The organism is Pseudomonas sp. KBW05 (assembly GCF_003852405.1).
Lineage (GTDB): Bacteria > Pseudomonadota > Gammaproteobacteria > Pseudomonadales > Pseudomonadaceae > Aquipseudomonas.
Genome location: NZ_QAJM01000019.1, coordinates 220,817 through 241,422 on the forward strand (window position 1 = coordinate 220,817; position 20,606 = coordinate 241,422).

Consider the following 20,606-nt stretch of genomic DNA (forward strand, 5'->3'; position numbering starts at 1 on the left):
AGAACCTTGGTGAGCGTCGTTAGGTGGCTAATGATAAGCCATGCTGGCCTGTGGCGCCTGGTAAGACGCCTTCGACTTGCTCGCGAAGCAGGCGACTCGGTCTCAGGTAATGGGCGCCGGATTGAACAGGGTAATGTCGTTATGCAGCTTATGCCGCTCCGCCCAGGTCTGCTTCTTGCCGCTGGCCACATCCAGGTAGAAGTGGAACAACTCCCACCCCAACTCCTCAATGCTCGCACGCCCCGTGGCAATGCGTCCGGCATCGATATCGATCAAATCCGGCCAGCGCTGCGCCAATTCCGTACGCGTCGACACCTTCACCACCGGCGCCATCGCCAGCCCATACGGCGTGCCACGCCCGGTAGTGAACACATGCAGGTTCATCCCCGCTGCCAACTGCAAGGTGCCGCACACAAAGTCGCTGGCCGGCGTCGCGCAAAAGATCAGGCCCTTGCCCTTGAAACGCTCGCCCGGGCCCAGCACGCCGTTGATCGCGCTGCTGCCGGACTTGACGATGGAGCCCAAGGACTTCTCGACAATGTTCGACAGCCCGCCCTTCTTGTTGCCCGGCGTGGTGTTGGCGCTGCGATCGGCCTCGCCCTTGGCCAGGTAACGGTCGTACCAGTCCATTTCCCTGACAAGCTCTTGGGCGACTTCCTTGCTCTCGGCGCGTGAAGTCAGCAGGTAGATTGCATCACGGACTTCAGTCACTTCGGAAAACATCACTGTCGCCCCGGCCCGCAGCAGCAAGTCCGAGGCATAACCCAACGCCGGGTTGGCGGTGATGCCGGAAAATGCATCACTGCCACCGCACTGCATGCCCAGGATCAGCTCCGACGCTGGTACGGTTTCGCGGCGGCGCTGGTCGAGCTTCTTCAAGCGCGTCTCGGCCAGTTCCATGATCTGCTCAATCATCTCGGTAAAGCCGTGGCTGGCGTCCTGCAGCCGATACAACCACGGCTCGCTCAGGTCCACCGAGCTGTCGTTGTCGTGCATCACCTGCCCGGCCTGCAATTTTTCGCAGCCCAGGCTGATCACCAGGGCTTCGCCGCCCAGGTTCGGGTTGCGCGCCAGGTTGCGCACGGTGCGGATCGGGATGTAGGCATCCGTCGCGGTAATCGCCACGCCGCAGCCGTAACTGTGGGTCAGCGCCACCACGTCATCGACGTGGGGGTACTTGGGCAGCAGTTCGTCCTTGATGCGCTTGACCGCGTGGTCCAGCACCCCCGTGACACACTGCACGGTGGTGGTGATGCCGAGAATATTGCGCGTGCCCACGGTGCCGTCGGCGTTGCGATACCCCTCGAAGGTAAACCCCTCCAACGGCGCCTGGGCTTGCGGCACCTCGGTGGACAGCGGCAAGCTGTCCAGCGGCGGCGCAGTGGGCATGCGCAGTTGATCTTCCTGGACCCAACTGCCGCGCGGAATCGGTGCCAAGGCGTAACCGATGGTCTGGCCATAGCGAATAATCTGACCGCCCTCGGGGATATCTTCCAGGGTCACCTTGTGGCTCTGGGGGATGAAATCCACGGTCACCAGGCCGTCCGGGAACTCGGTCCCGGCCGGTACGCCCTGGTCGTTCACCACGATCACTACGTTGTCGCGCTCGTGCAAACGAATGGAGCGCGGCGAGTCGGCATGTTCAATCAACTGCATTACATCGCCCCTCAGGAGTGCGCTTCGGTAAGTTGGGTCAGCTCTGGGCCCTTGGTTGGCGGCTCTTTGAGCACCACGCGCTTGATCGGGCCAACGATGACCAGGTAGCTGAACACCGCCACCAGCGCGTTGGCGCCGACGAACACCAAGGCCCATTTGAACGAGCCTGTGGTGCTGATGATGTAGCCGATGACAATCGGCGTAGTGATCGATGCGAGGTTACCGAAGGTGTTGAACAAGCCGCCACTGAGGCCGGCGATTTGTTTCGGCGAAGTGTCGGACACCACCGCCCAACCCAGTGCGCCAACGCCTTTACCGAAGAAGGCCAAGGCCATGAAGCCCACCACCATCCATTCGATATCCACGTAGTTGCAGGCCACGATGCTGCTGGAGATCAGCAGGCCACCGATGATCGGCGCCTTGCGGGCGAAGGTCAGCGAATGGCCCTTGCGCAGCAGGTAGTCGGAAATCACCCCGCCGAGCACACCGCCGATAAAGCCGCAGATCGCCGGCAACGAGGCGATAAAACCGGCCTTGAGGATGGTCATGCCACGGTCCTGCACCAGGTACACCGGGAACCAGGTCAGGAAGAAGTAGGTAATGCCGTTGATGCAGTATTGGCCCAGGTACACGCCAAGCATCATGCGGTTGGTCAGCAGTTGACGGATGTAATCCCACTTCGGACCGTCAGTTTTTTTACCTTTGCCCTTGTCTTGGTCCATATCCACCATCGCACCATTGGCGGCAATGTGGTTGAACTCGGCTTCGTTGATCAGCGGGTGCTGGCGCGGGCTGTGGATAACTTTCAGCCAGATCAGCGAGAAGATGATGCCGATCACGCCCATCACGATAAACACATGCTGCCAGCCGAAGCTGTAGACGATCCAGCCCATCAGCGGTGCAAACAATACCGTGGCGAAGTACTGCGCCGAGTTGAAGATCGCCGAAGCCGTACCGCGCTCGGCCGTAGGAAACCACGCCGCGACAATACGGGCGTTTCCGGGAAACGAAGGCGCTTCGGCCAGGCCCACCATGAAGCGCAGCATAAACAGCGCGACGACGGCGGTGGAGACACCGAACTCACCGACATAGCCTTGCAGCACGGTGAACAGTGACCAGGTGAAGATGCTCAGGGCATAGACTTTTTTCGAGCCGAACCGGTCCAGCAGCCAGCCACCGGGAATTTGCCCGGCCACGTAGGCCCAACCGAATGCAGAGAAGATGTAACCGAGGGTGACCGCGTCGATGCCGAGGTCTTTTTGCAGGCTGGAGCCCGCGATGGCGATGGTGGCCCGGTCGGCGTAGTTGATCGTGGTCACCAGGAACAGCATGAGCAATATCAAATAGCGGACGTGGGTCGGCTTGGTCGCTTGCATAAAGAAGTACTCCCACTAATTATTTTTTTTGCGGGTAATTATTTGTTGTTGCCACTGAGGACGGCTGTCTGTGGGAGCTGGCTTGCCTGCGATAGCATCACCGCGGTGTGCCGGACACACCGAGGTGCCTGTATCGCAGGCAAGCCAGCTCCCACAGGAACCGGCGCCTACAGGTGTTGCGTATTACGAACCGATGTAGCTGGTCTTCACCACGGTGTAGAACTCTTGCGCATAGCGACCTTGCTCACGCGAACCATAGGATGAGCCCTTACGGCCACCAAATGGAACGTGATAGTCCACGCCGGCGGTCGGCAGGTTGACCATCACCATCCCGGCCTGGGAATGACGCTTGAAGTGGTTGGCATACTTGAGCGACGTAGTGGCAATGCCCGCCGACAAGCCGAACTCGGTGTCATTGGCCATGGCCAGTGCTGCTTCGTAGTCCGCCACGCGCACCACGTTGGCCACCGGGCCGAAGATCTCTTCGCGGCTGATGCGCATGGCGGCTTCGCTGTCGGCAAACAGCGTCGGCGCCAGGTAGTAACCTTCGGTGTCGCAGGTCACCAGGCCGCCACCGCTCACCAGCCGTGCGCCTTCGCTTTGGCCGATGTCGATGTACTTCAAGTCCTGATCCAACTGGGCCTGGGAAACCACCGGGCCGATGTCGGTGCCGCTTTTCAGCGCGTGGCCGACCTTGATCGACTTCATGCGCTCAGCCATCGCCGCGACGAACTGGTCGTGAATACCGGCTGTGACGATCAGGCGGCTGGAAGCCGTGCAACGCTGGCCGGTGGAGTAGAACGCGCTCTGCACCGACAGCTCGACAGCCTGCTTGAGGTCGGCGTCGTCGAGAATGATCTGCGGATTCTTGCCGCCCATTTCCAACTGCACCTTGGCCTGACGCGACACACAGCTGACAGCGATCTGACGGCCCACACCGACGGAACCGGTGAAGCTGATGCCATCGACTTTCGCGCTGTTGACCAGCACGTCGCCGACCACGCGGCCGCTGCCCATCACCAGGTTGAACACGCCAGCCGGGAAGCCGGCGCGGGAGATGATTTCCGCCAGGGCCCAGGCGCAGCCCGGCACCAGTTCGGCGGGTTTGATCACCACACAGTTGCCGTAGGCCAGGGCCGGGGCGATTTTCCACGCAGGGATCGCGATCGGGAAGTTCCAGGGGGTGATCAGGCCTACCACGCCAAGGGCTTCGCGGGTCACTTCAACGTTGACGCCCGGGCGCACCGACGGCACGTAGTCGCCGGACAAACGCAGGCATTCACCGGCAAAGAACTTGAAGATATTACCGGCGCGGGTCACTTCGCCAATGGCTTCGGGCAGGGTCTTGCCCTCTTCCCGGGCCAGCAAGGTGCCGAGCTCTTCGCGACGGGCGAGGATTTCGCTGCCGACTTTATCCAGGGCATCGTGGCGCGCCTGAATCCCGGAGGTGGACCAGGCCGGGAACGCGGCGCGTGCTGCCTCGATGGCGGCGTTGACTTGGCCGACATCGGCCTTGGCGTATTCGCCAATCACATCGGACAAGTCCGACGGGTTGAGGTTGACGCAATAGTCGGCACCGGCCACCCATTGGCCGTTGATGTAGTTTTCAAAACGCTGGGCTTGGGACACGAATCTTCTCCTGACGCAAAAGGCCGCTGATCTCTCAGCGGCCTTGTAGATAAGTTATTGCGCGCCTTGCTTGTCGATCAGCGCGGCCAGGGCTTCGTATTCTTCCGGCAGCAGGTCGGTCAGCGGGGTGCGCACCGGGCCCGCGTCATAGCCGACGATCTTGGCGCCCGCCTTGACGATGCTCACGGCATAGCCAGCCTTGCGGTTACGGATGTCCAGGTACGGCAGGAAGAAGTCGTCGATGATCTTGTCGACGGTGGCGTGATCTTCGCGGGCAATGGCGTGGTAGAAATCCATCGCGGTTTTCGGGATGAAGTTGAACACCGCCGAGGAGTACACCGGCACGCCCAGGGCCTTGTAGGCCGCAGCGTAAACCTCTGCAGTCGGCAGGCCGCCGAGGTAGCTGAAACGATCACCGAGGCGACGGCGGATCGAGACCATCAACTCGATATCGCCCAGGCCATCTTTGTAACCGATCAGGTTCGGGCAGCGTTCGGCCAGGCGTTCCAGCAGCGGCGCGGTCAGGCGGCAAACGTTGCGGTTGTACACCACCACACCAATCTTGACCGACTTGCACACCGCCTCGACGTGGGCGGCAACCCCGTCCTGACTGGCTTCGGTGAGGTAGTGCGGCAGCAGCAGCAGGCCTTTGGCCCCCAGGCGCTCGGCTTCCTGGGCGTACTCGATGGCCTGGCGGGTCGAACCGCCCACACCGGCGAGGATTGGCACGCTGGTGGCGCAGGTATCAACCGCGGTTTTCACCACTTGGGAATACTCGCTGGCGGCTAGGGAGAAAAACTCACCGGTGCCGCCGGCCGCGAAAAGGGCCGTAGCGCCGTAGGGCGCCAGCCATTCCAGACGCTTGATGTAGCCCGCCTGGTGGAAGTCACCCTGCGCATTGAAATCGGTCACGGGGAAAGACAGCAGACCGTGGGAGAGGATGGACTTCAGTTCTTGTGGATTCATTATTCGAACACCCTGGGCGAAGACTTTCTGTCGAAAGGTTGTTGTTGGTTTTGGTGATGTCGTACGTCATCGTACAACTATAAAAAGATTCGTCAACTGCAATTCGTCGAGGTCCGTCCAGGGCTCGATGTCTTGCCTGCCTTCTTGACGTAGGAAATTATTCCTCTATGCTGGCAGTAACTGTATATACATACAGTTATTACGGAAGATTCCTACGACATAGCAAGGAGCTAACATGTCAGGTCTTGAACTCGCAGCACCCGCAAAACACCTACCGATCCTGCGCTTCGAAGGCGGCGAACACACTGCCATCGGCGACGACACCCTGTTGCGTTTCGCCAAGGACGCCCCGGCCATCCCCGCCCGACAAGTCGAGCTGCACCTGCCCAACGGCCTGGCGCTGACCTACGGCCAAGTGATCGCCCTGGGCGGCGACTTCTATGGCATTCCCGGTCAACCCATCAGCGATGGCGCCTCCCCTGCCGATCGCGTGCAGCGCTTTACCGCCGCGTTCAACTCGCTGGCGGTTTTGCCGGCGTCGCGGGAAGAAGCGCGCAAGATCCTCGCGGTGATGCAAAAGGAGATTAACGCGGTCAACCAGGCGATCAGGGACGGCAAGCAAGCCCATGAAGCCTACGACGCGCTGGGTGATACGTTGTCCGAGGAGTGGAACCGTATCACCGGTGGCGGCAGTGCGGTTTCGGCTTTGATTCCGTTGGGACGCTATTTGAAATTGGCGGCGGACAATGCCGACCACTTTGGTGAATGGGCGCTGTCGGCGTATCTGGCGGGGCATACGGCGGCGCTGCAACAAGCCGTCGTAGCTCACCAGACCGGCACCGACCAAGCACTGGAACTGGCCTATGCCATGAACAGTTTTGCTGATCACTTTTTGACCGACCTGTTTTCCGCAGGGCACTTGCGGGTGCCACGCAAACAGTTGGCGGCCGTAGTGACGCCGGGGGAATTGGGTTCGCTGATCAGCCGCTTCATGCACGATGAAGACAGCAAGTTCGGGCTCAAGGTGCGCAATGCCCTCGGGGATCAGTGGCATGCCTATGGGGACAAACGCTACTTCGATGCCATTGATGCGGATAATCGGGTACAGGTCAAACGTGCGGTGCAGGCTTCGGCGGATGAAATCTTCGACACCTTTATCAGCGGCGTGGCGCCCTCCCCGGCCAACTTCAAGGCACCGCTGCATGTGCCGGACTTGAACGCCGCGCAAAACCCGGCGAACAACTTTTCGCCGCTGTTCAAGATGGACGGAGACAAGGTGCTGCGGCGCAAGGAAGTGAATGACTTGAACGACAAGCGCTGGACGGATGATTGGTGGGGGTGGAGTACGTATCTGTTGCTCAAGGACTACAAGCCGAATCAGCCAGCTGCTTAAACGCAGATCAAATGTGGGAGCTGGCTTGCCTGCGATGGCGGCGGGTCAGCTCAATAGTTGCTGGCTGATACACCGCCATCGCAGGCAAGCCAGCTCCCACAGTTGACCGTATTCCACCCAGCTTGAATTGGGGCTCACACACTCAATTACTGAACCTCAGTTGCGCTGCGATTCTGCTTCTTCATGGGCATGGCGCAGCCGCTCACGGCTATTCGTCAGGTGCAGGCGCATGGCCGCTCGCGCCGCATCCGAATCCTTACGGGCAATCGCCTCGTAAATCTCTTCGTGCTCACGGCTCAAACGCCCCATGTAGTGCTGCTGGTCATCATGGGCCAGGCGCGCGGAATTCAAGCGCGTACGCGGAATGATGCTGGTGCCCAGGTGGGTCATGATGTCGGTGAAGTAGCGGTTGCCAGTGGACAGGGCAATTTCCAGGTGGAAGGCAAAGTCGGACGCCACCGCATCGCCGGCATGCGCTGCGCTTTCATTCAGGGCGTCGAGGGCGGCGCGCATGGTCGCCAGTTGTTCGTCGGTGCGGCGCAATGCAGCCAAGCCAGCGGACTCGACTTCCAGGCTGATCCGCAACTCCAGGATTGCCAGCACATCACGCAGGGTCACCACCGTGGCCGGGTCGATACGGAAGCCGCTCGGGCTTGGCGTATCCAGCACAAAGGTGCCGATGCCGTGACGGGTCTCCACCTGCCCCGCCGCCTGCAAGCGCGAGATGGCCTCACGTACGACGGTGCGGCTAACCCCGTGGGCTTCCATGATCGCCGACTCGGTGGGCAGCTTGTCACCGCGCTTGAGTTCGCCGTCGCGGATTTGCTCGGACAACACCGTGACCAATTCCTGGGCAAGGCTGCGGCGCTTGCGGGGAAGACGAGGGGCGGTGTTGGTGTTTTCCATGATGAATCATCTTTCTCGGCGAACTTGAGCAGGCATCATAGCCCATGGCGGTTGTACGATCACCGTCCGTACACGACTTTCATCCATATCCTGGGCGCAAAAAAATGCCCCGGCACAAGCCGAGGCATTTTTCAGGCGTGCCCGAGGGCGACCGCCGTTTACTTCACCACTTTCAGGCTCGGCCGGCCGCTTGGACGCGGTGGCTCGGCATCCGGTGGCAGATCACCGTCGTCATCGCCTTCGATCGATTCATCGCCGTCGAACGGCGACTCCAGATCAAACACCATGCCTTGGCCGTTCTCCCGGGCGTAGATCCCGAGAATGGCGCCAATCGGCACGAACAGCGTATGCGGCACACCGCCGAAACGCCCTTCGAAGCTCACCGCTTCGTTGTCCATGTGCAGGTGGCGCACGGCACTGGGCGATACGTTCAGCACAATCTGCCCGTCACTGGCAAAACCCTGCGGTACCTGAACCGCAGGAAATTCGGAATTGACCAGCATGTGCGGGGTGCAATCGTTGTCCACAATCCACTCATAGAGCGCGCGGACCAGGTAAGGTCGACTGGAGTTCATCAGCGGCTCCTTAAGCCTTAGCGCATATCGCGTTCGACACCAGACAGACTCGCCTGGAAAGCCTCACGCGCAAACTGGCGCTCCATGTAATCAAGCAGCGGCTTGGCTGGCCGCGGCAGTTCAATACCGAGAATCGGCAAGCGCCAGAGTATCGGTAATAGGCAGCAATCCACCAAGCTTTGTTCCTCGCTGAGGAAAAAAGGTTTATCGGCGAACAGCGGCGAAACGCCAGTCAGGCTCTCGCGCAATTCCTTGCGCGCCTGCACCCGAGCGGCTTCTTTGGAACGCGAATCCAGAATCACATCCACCAGCCCGCACCAGTCACGCTGGATCCGATGGATCAGCAGGCGGCTGTTGGCACGTGCCACCGGGTACACCGGCAGCAAAGGTGGATGCGGGTAACGCTCATCCAGGTATTCCATCACCACGGTCGACTCCCACAACGCCAGGTCACGATCGACCAGGGTGGGCAAGCTGCCGTAGGGGTTCACTTCGATCAGTTTCGGCGGCTGACGGCCCGCCTCCACACTGATGATCTCGGCGCTGACACCCTTCTCTGCGAGCACGATACGTACTCGGTGGGAATAGTGGTCGGCGGGGTCGGAGTAACAGGCCAACCGATTGGTCACGCCCATGGCGGTCCTCCTCGCTTGTTGAAATTATCGAAAGCTCAAAAACGAGCGCGCCCAGGGAGCATCTCTGTAACAACCGGTTCAAACAGGCTGCTACGTATTCAGAGATGCCGCTGGGCGCGCAAGATTAACAGCAATTGCTTACGGTTGGATCAATGCACATCCTTCCAGTATTCACGTTTGAGCAGATAGGCGAATACGAAGAAGAAAGCCAGGTACAGCAAGACGTAGGTACCGATGCGCTGGTGCTGCAGTTTGACCGGGTTGGCCGAGTAGGCCAGGAAGGTCACGAGATTTTTTACTTTCTCGTCGAACTGCTCTTCGTTCAGCGCGCCGGTCTTGGGCACGATGGTCAGTTGATCGCACGCTTCGTGAGTCAAAGGCGTACCGGTCAACGGGTCATATTGCTTCTTGCCGTCTTCGACGACCTGAACCTGCTTGCATCCTACCACTTGGCGACCCTGCAGGCCGACCAGAACGTTAGGCATGCCGACGTTCGGGAAGACCTTGTTGTTCACGCCATAAGGGCGCGCCGGGTCTTCGTAGAAGGATTTCAGGTAACCGTACAGCCAGTCGGTACCACGTACGCGTGCTACCAGGGTCAGGTCGGGCGGTGCAGCACCGAACCAGGCCTTGGCGTCGGCAGGCTTCATGCCGATGTTCATGTGGTCGCCGATCTTGGCGCCGGTGAACACCAGTTTCTCCAGCATCACTTCGTGTGGGATACCGAGGTCATCGGCAACCCGCTCATAACGCTGGAACTTGGCGCTGTGACAGCCCATGCAGTAGTTGGCGAAGGTCCGCGCGCCGTCTTGCAGGGCGGCTTTATCCGACACGTCGATATCGACTTTTTCCAGCTCCGGGCCGCCGTGCTCGGCAGCGAAGGACAGCAGCGGCAGGGCCGCAAGCATCAATGCAACGAATAATTTTTTCATCAGCCAGTCACCCTTTCCGGTACCGGTTTGGTCTTCTCAAGCCGGGTGTAGAACGGCATCAGAATGAAGTAGGCGAAATACAGGAAGGTGCACACCTGCGACAGCAACGTACGCTCAGGGGTTGGCGCCAATACGCCCAACACGCCCAGGATCACGAAGGCAATGCAGAACACCCACAGCCAGATCTTGCTCAGCCAGCCCTTGTAGCGCATGGACTTGACCGGGCTACGGTCGAGCCAAGGCAACACGAACAGCACCGCGATGGCCGCGCCCATGGCGATCACGCCCATGAGCTTGTCGGGGATCGCGCGCAAGATCGCGTAGAACGGCGTGAAGTACCAGACCGGGGCAATGTGCTCAGGTGTCTTGAAGGCGTTGGCCTGTTCGAAGTTAGGTTTCTCCAGGAAATAACCACCCATCTCCGGGAAAAAGAACACGATCGAGCAGAACACGAAGAGGAACACGACCACGCCGACAATGTCCTTGACGGTGTAGTACGGGTGGAACGGAATGCCATCCAGCGGGATGCCGTTCTCGTCCTTGTGCTTCTTGATGTCCACGCCATCCGGGTTGTTGGAACCGACTTCGTGCAGCGCCAGGATGTGTAGTACCACCAGGCCGAGGATCACGATGGGCAAGGCCACCACGTGCAAGGCAAAGAAGCGGTTCAAGGTGATGCCGGAGATCAGGTAGTCACCACGGATCCACTGGGTCAGGTCGTTGCCGATCACTGGGATAGCACCGAACAGCGAGATGATCACCTGGGCGCCCCAGTACGACATCTGGCCCCACGGCAGCAGGTAACCCATGAACGCCTCAGCCATCAGCGCCAGGTAGATCAGCATGCCGAACACCCACACCAGCTCACGAGGCTTCTGGTACGAGCCGTAGAGCAGGCCACGGAACATGTGCATGTAGACGACGATAAAGAACGCCGAGGCGCCGGTGGAGTGCAGCAGGCGCAGGATCGAACCGTACTCGACGTCACGCATGATGTATTCGACGGAGGCGAACGCTTCTTCTGCCGACGGCGTGTAGCTCATCGTCAGCCAGACGCCAGTGACGATCTGGTTGACCAAGACCAGCAGTGCCAGCGAGCCGAAGAAGTAGAAGAAGTTGAAGTTTTTTGGTGCGTAATATTTGCTGAGATGGTCTTCCCACATTTTTGTCGCGGGGAAGCGCGCATCCACCCAATCCATGAACTTGCTCATCACGCGTTCTCCTTATCGAGGCCAATGACAATGAGGTCGTCAGTTTCGTAGGTATGCGGAGGCACGGGCAGGTTCAGGGGAGCAGGTTGGGACTTGTAGACGCGACCAGCGAGGTCGTAGTGCGAACCGTGGCAAGGGCAGAAATAACCACCGACCCAATCCTTGCCCAGATCGACCGGAGCAACTTCCGGGCGGAAGGTAGGCGAGCAACCCAGGTGAGTACAAAGACCGACCAGCAGCAGAATTTCTGGCTTGATCGAACGCGCTTCGTTTTTGGCGTAGGCGGGTTGGTCGGACTTCTCGGATGTCGGGTCAGACAACTGGCCCTCGATCTTCTTGAGATTCCCCAGGATTTCCTCGGTACGACGAACAATGAAGACCGGCTGGCCGCGCCACTCAGCAATCATCTGCTGGCCTGGCTCGATCTTGCTGATATTCACCTTCACCGGTGCACCTGCGGCTTTCGCCTTGGCACTGGGAAACCATGACCCCACGAACGGGACCGCAGCCCCCACCGCTCCTGCAGCACCCACCACGGATGTGGCTGCTACCAAGAAGCGACGCCGGCCTGCATTCACGCCGTCATTGCTCATTCAGTCCTCTCCCATCAGCTTTTTGGCCTGTTAAATCAGGCGTCTACTAAGTGTTGAATCTTTACTTATAAAAATTTTGCCGAATGGTAATGAAAAGCCCCACGGTTGACAAGGTAATTGCCCAGGGCTCAGCCTCCAGGCCTTGTAGTATAGGGGGTCTACGGATGTGGCAAGTTGTCACGCACAAATTTGTGCATAAATCGCAGGCAATAAAAAACGCCCAGCTCCGTGAGGAGGCTGGGCGTTTTTGTGGAACGTAAAGCGAATTAACGCTTCGAGTACTGCGGACGCTTACGCGCTTTACGCAGACCGACTTTCTTACGTTCAACTTCACGGGCATCGCGAGTCACGAAGCCAGCTTTGCGCAGAGCGCCACGCAGGGTTTCGTCGTACTGCATCAGAGCGCGAGTGATACCGTGGCGGATTGCGCCAGCTTGACCACTTACACCGCCACCGATAACGGTGACGTAGATGTCGAACTTCTCAACGGTCTCGGTCAGTTCCAGCGGCTGACGAACTACCATGCGGGCAGTTTCGCGACCGAAGAAGTTTTCCAGAGTGCGGTTGTTGATCGAGATGTTACCAGTGCCCGGACGCAGGAAAACGCGTGCGGTTGCGGTTTTGCGACGGCCAGTGCCGTAATTTTGAGTCGCCGACATAATGAACTATTCCGTTAAAACTTCAGTTCTTGGGGCTGCTGAGCAGCATGAGGGTGTACAGCGCCCGCATAGACTTTCAGCTTGCGAAACATATCGCGACCCAGTGGGCCCTTAGGCAGCATACCTTTGACCGCGATTTCGATCGGGGCTTCAGGCTTCTTGGAGATCAGGCCTTCGAAGTTCGAAGACTTGATACCGCCTGGGAAACCGGAGTGACGGTAGTACATTTTGTCTTGCGCTTTGTTGCCGGTAACACGTACCTGCTCAGCGTTGATGATCACGATGTAGTCACCGGTGTCAACGTGAGGGGTGTACTCAGGCTTGTGCTTGCCACGCAGACGGCTGGCGACTTCAGTGGCCAGACGACCCAGGGTCTGACCAGCGGCGTCGACGACAAACCAGTCGCGCTGAACTGTTTCCGGTTTTGCAGTAAAAGTTGTCATTCTTTAATAGCCTCAGGGGCCGCCCTGTAAATTAGACGGCGGATCTTACTGAATAGTGCGTACTTTGACAAGTCAAAGGCAGCCGGATACAGACGCTATCGGGGGCTCGGGTCGGCGCGTCCGTTCAACGGCAAGATTCTTCGGCAGGCGGCGCATCACTTCCACTGCAGAAAGAGGTGGGCAATTATGCAGATTGCGAAAAAAAATTCAACCTGCTTTTATGATTGTTTTCCCTGAAGGAGTACCCGATGGATTATCGACAGCTGGGCCGTACGGATCTGAACGTGAGCGCGATAGCCTTGGGCACCATGACCTGGGGCGAGCAGAACAGCGAGGCAGAGGCCTTCGCACAGATTGAGCGGGCCAAAGCCGCGGGGATCAACTTCCTCGACACGGCGGAAATGTACCCGGTGCCGCCCAAGGCCGACACCTATGCCACCACCGAACGTTACATCGGTAATTACTTCAAAAGCCGTGGCGATCGCGCCGACTGGGTCCTCGCCAGCAAGATCGCCGGCCCCGGCAACACCATCGACTACATCCGCGACGGCCACCTGCGTCACAACCGCAAACACATCGGCCAAGCCCTGGATGCCAGCCTCAAGCGCCTGCAAACCGACTGGATCGACCTCTACCAACTGCACTGGCCGGAGCGCAGCACCAACTTCTTCGGCCAACTGAGCTACAAGCACAAGGACGAAGACAACCTCACCCCGCTGGAGGAAACCCTCGAAGCCCTGGACGAACAGGTGAAGGCCGGCAAGATCCGCCACATCGGCCTGTCCAACGAAACCCCTTGGGGCACCATGAAGTTCCTCGCCCTGGCCGAAGCCCGTGGCTGGCCCCGCGCAGTGTCGATCCAGAACCCCTACAACCTGCTCAACCGCAGCTTCGAAGTGGGCCTGGCGGAAATCGCGATTCGCGAACAATGCGGCCTGCTGGCCTACTCGCCCCTGGCGTTTGGCATGCTCAGTGGCAAGTACGAAGGCGGCGCACGCCCGGCCAAGGCGCGCCTGACGGAGTACAGCCGCTTCAGCCGCTACTTCAACCCGCAGTCGGAAGCGGCGTGCAGCCGTTATGTGGCGCTGGCGCGCGAGCATGGTCTGGACCCGGCGCAGATGGCGTTGGCGTTTGTGACGCAGCAGCCGTTTGTGACCAGCAATATCATTGGGGCGACGTCACTGGAGCAGCTGGATAGCAACATTGCCAGTGCCGACCTGAAACTGTCGAAAGAGGTGTTGGAGGGGATTGAGGCGATTCAGAAGGATCATCCGAACCCTGCGCCTTGATTGATCTGTAAACCGCTATCGCAGGCAAGCCAGCTCCCACATTTTGATTGGTGAACACCGTCAAATGTGGGAGCTGGCTTGCCTGCGATGAGGCCCTCAAACACACCACATCACTCAGAGCGCCCGCGCAATGATCTCCTTCATGATCTCATTGGTCCCCGCATAAATCCGCTGCACCCGCGCATCCGCCCAGGCCCGCGCAATCGGGTATTCCCACATGAAGCCGTAGCCGCCGTGCAACTGAACGCACTCATCGAGCACCTTGCATTGCAGGTCCGTGGCCCAATACTTGGCCATCGCAGCGGTAGGCACATCCAGCTTGCCTTCCAGGTGCAAGGCCATGCACTTGTCCACAAACACGCGACCGATCTGAATCTCGGTGGCCATCTCCGCCAGCTTGAACCGAGTGTTCTGGAAATCCGCAATCGCCTTGCCAAACGCCTTGCGCTCGCGGGTGTAGTCCAGGGTCCATTCCAGCGCTGCTTCGGCAGATGACACGGCACCGATGGCCACGGTCAAACGCTCCTGCGGCAGCTCCTGCATCAAGTACGCAAAGCCCGCGCCGGCCTGGCCCAACAGGTTTTCCTTGGGTACGCGCACGTCCTGGAAGAACAGCTCGGAGGTGTCCTGCGCCTTCATGCCGACCTTCTCCAGGCGCTTGCCCTTGGCGAAGCCCGGCGTGTCGGCTTCCACCAGGAACAGGCTGGTGCCCTTGGCGCCGGCCTTGGGGTCGGTCTTGGCGACGACGATCACCAGCTCGGCCAGATAACCGTTGGTGATGAAGGTCTTGGAGCCGTTGATCACGTACTCATCACCGTCCAGCACGGCGGTGGTCTTGACCCCTTGCAGGTCGGAACCGGCGCCCGGTTCGGTCATCGCAATGGCCGTGACCATCTCGCCGGAGATCAACTTGGGCAGGTACTTGTGCTTCAGCGCCTCGCTGCCGTAATGCAGGATGTACGGCGCAACGATGTCCGAATGCAGGGAAAAGCCGATGCCGGTCAAGCCCAGGCGGCTGACCTCTTCGATCACCACCGCACTGTAGAGAAAGTCCGCGCCGAGGCCGCCGTATGCCTCCGGCAGATGGGAACACAACATCCCCGCCTCCCCCGCCTTGCTCCACAAGTCGCGATCGATATAGCCCTGTTTCTCCCATTGCCCATGGAACGGCGCGGCGTGTTTTTCGAGGAAGGTGCGCACGCTCTCGCGAAAGAGTTCGTGTTCCGGGCTGTACAAGGTTCTGGGGATCATGGCTCACCTGCGGGGATTGTCGGACAAAAACAAGCCCACAGAGACTATGCCGCGAAGGCATCACAGGACACTGGACACATGCGACAAAAAATAAGACGATCCAGCCGTCTGGTGACCACTTTCCCCTATAAGAATAAATGAAATTATGTCTAACCAAATCTCCACGCCCTTGCGGCGCGTCAGCATTTTGGCCATTGATCGGGTATTCGCTTCCACCCTCATGCAAGCCAAGGATTTCTTCCACCTCGCGAGCCTGCGTTACGGCAAGCAACAAGGCCTGGGCCTGACCCCGGCGTTCGAAACGCGCCTGGTCAGCCCCGACGGGCAATCAGTGCGTAGCTTCAGCGATGTGATCATGCCGGTGGACGGCGGCCTGGAAGACGCCGATATCATCGTGCTACCGGCCTTCTGGGACGACTTCGACGCCCTCTGCACCCGCTACCCACAAGTACTGCCGTGGCTGCGCGCACAACACGCACGCGGCGCCGTGCTCTGCGGCGAAGCCACCGGGGTGTTCTGGCTGGCCGAAGCCGGCTTGCTCGATGGCAAGGAGGCGACCACCTACTGGCGCTTCTTCAACGCCTTCAGCGAACGCTTCCCGAGGGTCCAGCTCAACCAGGACAAGCACCTCACCGACGCCGACAACCTGTATTGCGCCGGCGGCACCACCTCGGCGTGCGACCTCTACATCTACCTGATCGAACGCTTCTGCGGCGCCAACATCGCCCAGGCCGTGGCCCGCGATATCCTCTACGAAGTGCAGCGCAGCTACGCGCCGGGACGCATCGGTTTTGGTGGGCAGAAGCTGCACCAGGACGTGATCATCCTGCAGATCCAGCATTGGCTCGAAGAACACTTCGCCGACAAATTCCGCTTCGAAGACGTCGCCCGCGAACATGGCATGAGCATCCGCAATTTCATGCGGCGCTTCCAGACGGCGACCGGTGACAAGCCGCTGCATTACCTGCAACGCCTGCGTATCGAGACAGCCAAGGGCCTGCTTTCGGGCAGCCGCAAGAGCATCAAGACCATCAGTTATGAGGTGGGGTATGACGATGCGAGTTTCTTTGCACGGTTGTTCAGGCAGCATACCGAGCTGTCGCCGAACCAGTATCGGCAGCAGTTCCAGCAGGCCGCCTGACCCGAGGCAAACACAAACCTAATGTGGGAGCTGGCTTGCCTGCGATAGCGGTGTACCAGCCAACAGATAAGTTGGCTGACAGACCGCTATCGCAGGCAAGCCAGCTCCCACATTTTGATCTCCATTGTGATGGAGATTGGTTTACGGCTTGTGGCCGCGTGCGAGGAACTCGTGGGACTGCATCTCCAGCAAGCGACTCAAGGTCCGCTGGAATTCGAAGGTCAATCGACCACCGGTATACAAATCCTTCAGCTCAACTTCCGCCGAGATGATCAGTTTCACGTTGCGGTCGTAGAACTCATCGACCATGTTGATAAACCGTCGCGCGATGTCGTCGGTGGTCACGCTCATCTGCTCCACACCGCTCAAGATCACCGCATGGAAGATCTTGCCCAGTTCGATGTAGTCGTTCTGGCTGCGCGGGCCGTCGCACAGGGCGCGGAAGTCGAACCATGCCACGTCATCGCACGTACGCAGCGCGATGATTTCGCGGTTCTCGATCATCAACTTGTCGTTTTCCACCGCCTGGGTGCATTCCGGCGTCAGGGCGCGGAAGCTCTTGCGCAGGCTTTCGTGCGCCGCTTCGTTCAGCGGGAAGTGGAACAGCTCCGCTTGCTCCAGGTGACGCAGGCGGTAGTCGACGCCGCTGTCGACGTTGACGATCTCGGTGTTCTGCTTGATCAGCGCGATGGCCGGCAGGAAGCGCGCGCGTTGCAGGCCGTCCTTGTACAGGCCGTCCGGCACGATGTTCGAGGTGGCGACCAGGGTCACACCGTTCTTGAACAGCTCTTCCATCAAGGTGCCGAGGATCATGGCGTCGGTGATGTCGGAGACGAAGAATTCATCAAAGCAGATCACCCGCGCTTCGTCGGAGAAGCGCTTGGCGATGATGGTCAGCGGGTTTTTCTCGCCCGGCAGGGTCTTCATCTCTTCGTGCACGCGCTTCATGAAGCGGTGGAAGTGGGTGCGGACCTTTTCCTTGAACGGCAGCGCTTCAAAGAAGGTGTCTACCAGGTAAGTCTTGCCGCGGCCGACGCCGCCCCAGAAATACAGGCCTTTGACCGGCGTGTGGTCTTTCTTGCCAAACAGCTTGCTGAACATTCCCGGCTTGCTTTGCGAGGCCGCGACGAGGTCGTCGTACAGGCGCTGCAAGTGACGCACCGCCGTTTCCTGGGCAGCGTCATGGAAGAATTCAGGGCGTTTCAGATCAGCTTGATATCGTTCTAGGGGCGTCATAATTTCGTTAGCAAGGCAACAAAAACGGGCCGTCACTGTAACGACGGCCCTGATTAATGGCAATCAACCCTTGGTCGGGTCAATCTTCGATTGGCGTCAACGCGATGCGCAGGGCGGCGATGGCGGCGTCGCGGGAGGCGGCGTCGGCGAACTCGGCGCTGTCGGCCACGGCATTGCCTTCCAGCCAGACGCTGAAGCTCAGGGCTTCAGTGCGCACGTCCAGCGCGTCACCGTTTTGCAACTGCTTGGTCACCGCACCGGCGGCCTTGCCGTCAGCAAAGTTGCGCGACAGCAGCAGTTGCTCGCCATCAGCGGCCAGCAGGCGGAAGCGGAAGCTGCCGTCGTCTTCGCGGAAGCTCACAAAACGTGCGGCTTTCGCGGCTTTCTTCTTGGCGGCAACCGGCGCAGCGGCTTGCTCGACGAACGAGCGCAGGCCAACCGCCTCGCGCAGCTCGGCGAGGAACGGTGCAGCCACGGCGCGGGCTTTCTTGGCGCCGATCAGCAGCAGGTCTTCCATGTCCGACGGGCGCGACATCAGTTGATGGTAACGCTCGCGGGCTTCGCCGAGTTGGCCGTCCAGCAGCTGGAACAGACGGCTCTTCGCCTCGCCCCAGCCCAGGCCTTGCAGCAGTTCGGCGCGGAACTCTGCTTCCTGGGCCTTGCTGGCGAATGCCTGGAACAAGGTGAACAGGTGGGAGTTGTCCGGATCTTTTGCTTCGCCAGGGGCGCGCGAATCCGTGACGATGCGCGAGATCGCGTCCTTCATGTCCTTGGCGCTGGTGAACAACGGGATAGTGTTGTCGTAGCTCTTGGACATCTTGCGGCCATCCAGGCCCGGCAAGGTGGCGACGCTTTCTTCGATCAGCGCCTCGGGCATGGTGAAGAACTCTTTACCGTTGCCGAACAGATGGTTGAAGCGCTGGCCGATGTCGCGGGCCATTTCCACGTGCTGGATCTGGTCGCGACCTACTGGAACCTTGTGCGCATTGAACATCAGGATGTCCGCCGCCATCAGCACCGGGTAGCTGTACAGGCCCATGGTGATGCCCGCATCCGGGTCTTCGCCGGCTTCCACGTTCTTGTCCACCGAGGCCTTGTACGCGTGGGCGCGGTTGAGCAGGCCCTTGGCGGCAACGCAGGTGAGCAGCCAGGTCAGCTCGGGGATTTCCGGGATGTCCGACTGGCGGTAGAAGGTCACTCGGTTCACATCCAGCCCACCGGCCAGCCAGGTCGCGGCGATTTCCATGCGCGAGCGCTGGATGCGCTGCGGGTCATCGCACTTGATCAGGGCGTGGTAGTCGGCCAGGAAGTAGAAGGAGTCGGCATTGGCGTCCTGGCTGGCGAGGATCGCCGGGCGGATCGCACCGGCGTAGTTGCCCAGGTGCGGCGTGCCGGTGGTGGTGATGCCGGTGAGGATACGGGTACGAGTCGTCATGGGTAATCGCTTATCAGACTGCTATCAATTCGAGAGGCGCGGCAGCACCAGATCCTTGAGATCGGTGAGCTTGCCATGAAAAAAGTGCCCGCATTCTGCCACTTTCAGCAGCTCATGGGGGCGATTCAGGGCGGCGGACCAGTCGTAGACGGTCTGCGGGTCGACCACTTCGTCGGTTTCTGGCTGGATCAACGTCAACGGGCAGCCCAACGGCAGCAGGTCGGTGTCGCGCAGGCGCATCACCGCCGCGGCGACCATGAACAGGTGCGCGAGCTTCTCACCCTTGGCTTCCAGGCGGCCGCCGAGGCTGGCGGCCACGTAGCCACCAAAGGAGAAACCGAGCAGGGTCGTCGGCAGGTCGGGGTGTTTTTCCCGCAGCCAGGTGGCGGCCGCTTCGGCATCGTCCACTTCACCGGTGCTCATGTCGTGGGTGCCGGCACTCGCGCCGACGCCACGGTAATTGAAACGCAACGTAATCAAACCGGCATCGCGGGCGGTGCGTTGCAGGGTCGAGACGACTTTATTGAGCATGGTGCCACCCTGCACCGGGTTGGGGTGGCAGATCAGCGCCAGGCCCCGTGGTTCGGGGTGATCCAGGTACAGCGCTTCCAATTGGCCGACCGGGCCATCGATCAAAACGGGGGTTTCACGCATGAGCAAGAGATGAACTCCGTGACCTCTCAAAGGGTCAACTCGTCTAGCTAAAAGTCTGTGCTTGGCATCATTGCGAGCTTAATCGCGGTATACAGCGCAGGTTTGAGCCGTTAACGTAAAGCAAAGCCGTTTATAGAGGAAGGACTCGTGGAACACTCGCTCTTAGTTTGGTTGTTGCCGACTCTTGCCCTGGTTGCCGGTGTCGCCATTGGATTCCTGGTTGCTCGCCTGCTGCCGAATGCCGCGCCTAACCGCACGCAGCGTCAGTTGGATGACATTCAGGAACGTTTTGACAGTTATCAGAACGAGGTTGTTACCCACTTCAACAGCACCGCGACCCTGGTCAAGAAGCTCACCCAGAGCTACCAGGAAGTACAGGACCACCTCGCCGATGGCGCCAACCGCCTGGCCCTCGACGACATCACCCGTCAGCGTTTGCTGGCCGCGCTGCATTCCGATGCACCGCAAACACCACGTGAGCGCCTGACCCCACCCCGGGAAAACCAGGAGCCGCCACGGGACTACGCGCCAAAAACGCCGAACGCCCCAGGCATGCTGGATGAGCATTACGGTTTGAAGAAGTAAGTTTTCTTCAAGCACTAAAAAGCCCGGCTGATCGATGATCA

Annotated in this window: 20 protein-coding genes; 4 read left to right on the plus strand and 16 right to left on the minus strand. The window is 59.8% G+C overall.

All coding sequences use genetic code 11. The annotated features are described in order from the left end of the window. Positions 1–102: 102 nt before the first annotated feature. The 4 genes from garD to kdgD form a co-directional block, all read right to left on the minus strand. On the minus strand, positions 103–1,656 hold the full coding sequence (gene garD / locus DBR46_RS19475) for a galactarate dehydratase (protein WP_124527482.1): 1,554 nt from the start codon (positions 1,654–1,656) through the stop codon (positions 103–105). A gap of 11 nt (positions 1,657–1,667) precedes the next feature. Continuing rightward, a complete protein-coding gene (locus DBR46_RS19480; protein ID WP_017738782.1) occupies positions 1,668–3,032 on the minus strand; it encodes an MFS transporter in 1,365 nt (454 codons plus the stop codon). Positions 3,033–3,215: 183 nt separating this feature from the next. Beyond that, the gene (locus DBR46_RS19485; protein WP_124527483.1) at positions 3,216–4,661 is read right to left on the minus strand and encodes an aldehyde dehydrogenase family protein; all 1,446 of its coding nucleotides are present in this window, start codon (positions 4,659–4,661) and stop codon (positions 3,216–3,218) included. Between the two features lie 54 nt (positions 4,662–4,715). Then, positions 4,716–5,627, minus strand: a complete 912-nt coding sequence (gene kdgD, locus DBR46_RS19490; protein ID WP_124527484.1) for a 5-dehydro-4-deoxyglucarate dehydratase — start codon at positions 5,625–5,627, stop codon at positions 4,716–4,718. Between the two features lie 235 nt (positions 5,628–5,862). Here kdgD and DBR46_RS19495 point away from each other — a divergent pair, with 235 nt between their 5' ends. Next, positions 5,863–7,020 carry a phospholipase gene (locus DBR46_RS19495; RefSeq protein WP_124527485.1) on the plus strand — a complete coding sequence of 386 codons (1,158 nt, stop codon included), beginning with the start codon at positions 5,863–5,865 and terminating at the stop codon, positions 7,018–7,020. Between the two features lie 156 nt (positions 7,021–7,176). Here DBR46_RS19495 and DBR46_RS19500 read toward each other — a convergent pair whose 3' ends face one another. From DBR46_RS19500 to rplM, 8 genes are all read right to left on the minus strand, one after another. Beyond that, the gene (locus DBR46_RS19500) at positions 7,177–7,926 is read right to left on the minus strand and encodes a FadR/GntR family transcriptional regulator (protein ID WP_017734515.1); all 750 of its coding nucleotides are present in this window, start codon (positions 7,924–7,926) and stop codon (positions 7,177–7,179) included. 158 nt (positions 7,927–8,084) lie between these two features. After that, the gene (locus DBR46_RS19505) at positions 8,085–8,501 is read right to left on the minus strand and encodes a ClpXP protease specificity-enhancing factor (protein ID WP_124527486.1); all 417 of its coding nucleotides are present in this window, start codon (positions 8,499–8,501) and stop codon (positions 8,085–8,087) included. A 17-nt stretch (positions 8,502–8,518) separates the two neighbouring features. After that, a complete protein-coding gene (locus tag DBR46_RS19510; RefSeq protein WP_084376331.1) occupies positions 8,519–9,136 on the minus strand; it encodes a glutathione S-transferase N-terminal domain-containing protein in 618 nt (205 codons plus the stop codon). 149 nt (positions 9,137–9,285) lie between these two features. Continuing rightward, positions 9,286–10,068, minus strand: a complete 783-nt coding sequence (locus DBR46_RS19515) for a cytochrome c1 (protein WP_017734512.1) — start codon at positions 10,066–10,068, stop codon at positions 9,286–9,288. Beyond that, a complete protein-coding gene (locus tag DBR46_RS19520) occupies positions 10,068–11,279 on the minus strand; it encodes a cytochrome bc complex cytochrome b subunit (RefSeq protein ID WP_017734511.1) in 1,212 nt (403 codons plus the stop codon). Before DBR46_RS19520 ends, DBR46_RS19515 begins: the two co-directional genes overlap by 1 nt. Beyond that, a complete protein-coding gene (gene petA, locus DBR46_RS19525) occupies positions 11,279–11,872 on the minus strand; it encodes a ubiquinol-cytochrome c reductase iron-sulfur subunit (RefSeq protein WP_124527487.1) in 594 nt (197 codons plus the stop codon). Before petA ends, DBR46_RS19520 begins: the two co-directional genes overlap by 1 nt. A 266-nt stretch (positions 11,873–12,138) precedes the next feature. Then, the gene (rpsI, locus tag DBR46_RS19530; RefSeq protein WP_003216038.1) at positions 12,139–12,531 is read right to left on the minus strand and encodes a 30S ribosomal protein S9; all 393 of its coding nucleotides are present in this window, start codon (positions 12,529–12,531) and stop codon (positions 12,139–12,141) included. A gap of 14 nt (positions 12,532–12,545) precedes the next feature. Continuing rightward, a complete protein-coding gene (gene rplM / locus DBR46_RS19535; protein WP_003171742.1) occupies positions 12,546–12,974 on the minus strand; it encodes a 50S ribosomal protein L13 in 429 nt (142 codons plus the stop codon). A 248-nt stretch (positions 12,975–13,222) separates the two neighbouring features. Between rplM and DBR46_RS19540 the strand changes: the two genes are divergently transcribed. After that, positions 13,223–14,263, plus strand: coding sequence for an NADP(H)-dependent aldo-keto reductase (locus DBR46_RS19540; RefSeq protein WP_017734509.1), 1,041 nt, complete (start codon positions 13,223–13,225; stop codon positions 14,261–14,263). A 114-nt stretch (positions 14,264–14,377) separates the two neighbouring features. On the opposite strand, the gene DBR46_RS19545 is transcribed toward DBR46_RS19540, so the two are convergent. Beyond that, entirely contained in the window at positions 14,378–15,514 is a 1,137-nt protein-coding gene (locus tag DBR46_RS19545) for an acyl-CoA dehydrogenase family protein (RefSeq protein WP_124527488.1), read from the minus strand. Positions 15,515–15,734: 220 nt separating this feature from the next. Here DBR46_RS19545 and DBR46_RS19550 point away from each other — a divergent pair, with 220 nt between their 5' ends. Then, a complete protein-coding gene (locus tag DBR46_RS19550) occupies positions 15,735–16,655 on the plus strand; it encodes a GlxA family transcriptional regulator (RefSeq protein WP_177325302.1) in 921 nt (306 codons plus the stop codon). A gap of 141 nt (positions 16,656–16,796) precedes the next feature. Here the strand turns inward: DBR46_RS19550 and zapE are convergent, their stop codons facing one another. The 3 genes from zapE to DBR46_RS19565 all read right to left on the minus strand — a co-directional run bounded on the left by zapE (position 16,797) and on the right by DBR46_RS19565 (position 19,980). Further along, on the minus strand, positions 16,797–17,891 hold the full coding sequence (gene zapE / locus DBR46_RS19555; protein WP_026136490.1) for a cell division protein ZapE: 1,095 nt from the start codon (positions 17,889–17,891) through the stop codon (positions 16,797–16,799). Positions 17,892–17,970: 79 nt separating this feature from the next. Next, complete coding sequence (locus DBR46_RS19560; protein WP_124527489.1) at positions 17,971–19,326, minus strand: tryptophan--tRNA ligase; 1,356 nt, start codon at positions 19,324–19,326, stop codon at positions 17,971–17,973. Between the two features lie 24 nt (positions 19,327–19,350). Further along, entirely contained in the window at positions 19,351–19,980 is a 630-nt protein-coding gene (locus DBR46_RS19565; protein WP_124527490.1) for an alpha/beta hydrolase, read from the minus strand. 147 nt (positions 19,981–20,127) lie between these two features. On the opposite strand from DBR46_RS19565, the gene DBR46_RS19570 reads away from it, so the two are divergent. Next, positions 20,128–20,565: a YhcB family protein gene (locus tag DBR46_RS19570; protein WP_003171734.1), complete on the plus strand. Its 438-nt coding sequence runs from the start codon at positions 20,128–20,130 to the stop codon at positions 20,563–20,565. Positions 20,566–20,606: the final 41 nt, after the last annotated feature.

Bases quoted from the DNA above. Each gene is read 5' to 3' on its own strand.
- garD (WP_124527482.1), bottom strand. From the start codon at position 1,656: ATGCAGTTGATTGAACATGCCGACTCGCCGCGCTCCATTCGTTTGCAC.
- DBR46_RS19480 (WP_017738782.1), bottom strand. From the start codon at position 3,032: ATGCAAGCGACCAAGCCGACCCACGTCCGCTATTTGATATTGCTCATG.
- kdgD (WP_124527484.1), bottom strand. From the start codon at position 5,627: ATGAATCCACAAGAACTGAAGTCCATCCTCTCCCACGGTCTGCTGTCT.
- DBR46_RS19495 (WP_124527485.1), top strand. From the start codon at position 5,863: ATGTCAGGTCTTGAACTCGCAGCACCCGCAAAACACCTACCGATCCTG.
- DBR46_RS19500 (WP_017734515.1), bottom strand. From the start codon at position 7,926: ATGGAAAACACCAACACCGCCCCTCGTCTTCCCCGCAAGCGCCGCAGC.
- DBR46_RS19505 (WP_124527486.1), bottom strand. From the start codon at position 8,501: ATGAACTCCAGTCGACCTTACCTGGTCCGCGCGCTCTATGAGTGGATT.
- DBR46_RS19510 (WP_084376331.1), bottom strand. From the start codon at position 9,136: ATGGGCGTGACCAATCGGTTGGCCTGTTACTCCGACCCCGCCGACCAC.
- DBR46_RS19515 (WP_017734512.1), bottom strand. From the start codon at position 10,068: ATGAAAAAATTATTCGTTGCATTGATGCTTGCGGCCCTGCCGCTGCTG.
- DBR46_RS19520 (WP_017734511.1), bottom strand. From the start codon at position 11,279: ATGAGCAAGTTCATGGATTGGGTGGATGCGCGCTTCCCCGCGACAAAA.
- petA (WP_124527487.1), bottom strand. From the start codon at position 11,872: ATGAGCAATGACGGCGTGAATGCAGGCCGGCGTCGCTTCTTGGTAGCA.
- rpsI (WP_003216038.1), bottom strand. From the start codon at position 12,531: ATGTCGGCGACTCAAAATTACGGCACTGGCCGTCGCAAAACCGCAACC.
- rplM (WP_003171742.1), bottom strand. From the start codon at position 12,974: ATGACAACTTTTACTGCAAAACCGGAAACAGTTCAGCGCGACTGGTTT.
- DBR46_RS19540 (WP_017734509.1), top strand. From the start codon at position 13,223: ATGGATTATCGACAGCTGGGCCGTACGGATCTGAACGTGAGCGCGATA.
- DBR46_RS19545 (WP_124527488.1), bottom strand. From the start codon at position 15,514: ATGATCCCCAGAACCTTGTACAGCCCGGAACACGAACTCTTTCGCGAG.
- DBR46_RS19550 (WP_177325302.1), top strand. From the start codon at position 15,735: ATGCAAGCCAAGGATTTCTTCCACCTCGCGAGCCTGCGTTACGGCAAG.
- zapE (WP_026136490.1), bottom strand. From the start codon at position 17,891: ATGACGCCCCTAGAACGATATCAAGCTGATCTGAAACGCCCTGAATTC.
- DBR46_RS19560 (WP_124527489.1), bottom strand. From the start codon at position 19,326: ATGACGACTCGTACCCGTATCCTCACCGGCATCACCACCACCGGCACG.
- DBR46_RS19565 (WP_124527490.1), bottom strand. From the start codon at position 19,980: ATGCGTGAAACCCCCGTTTTGATCGATGGCCCGGTCGGCCAATTGGAA.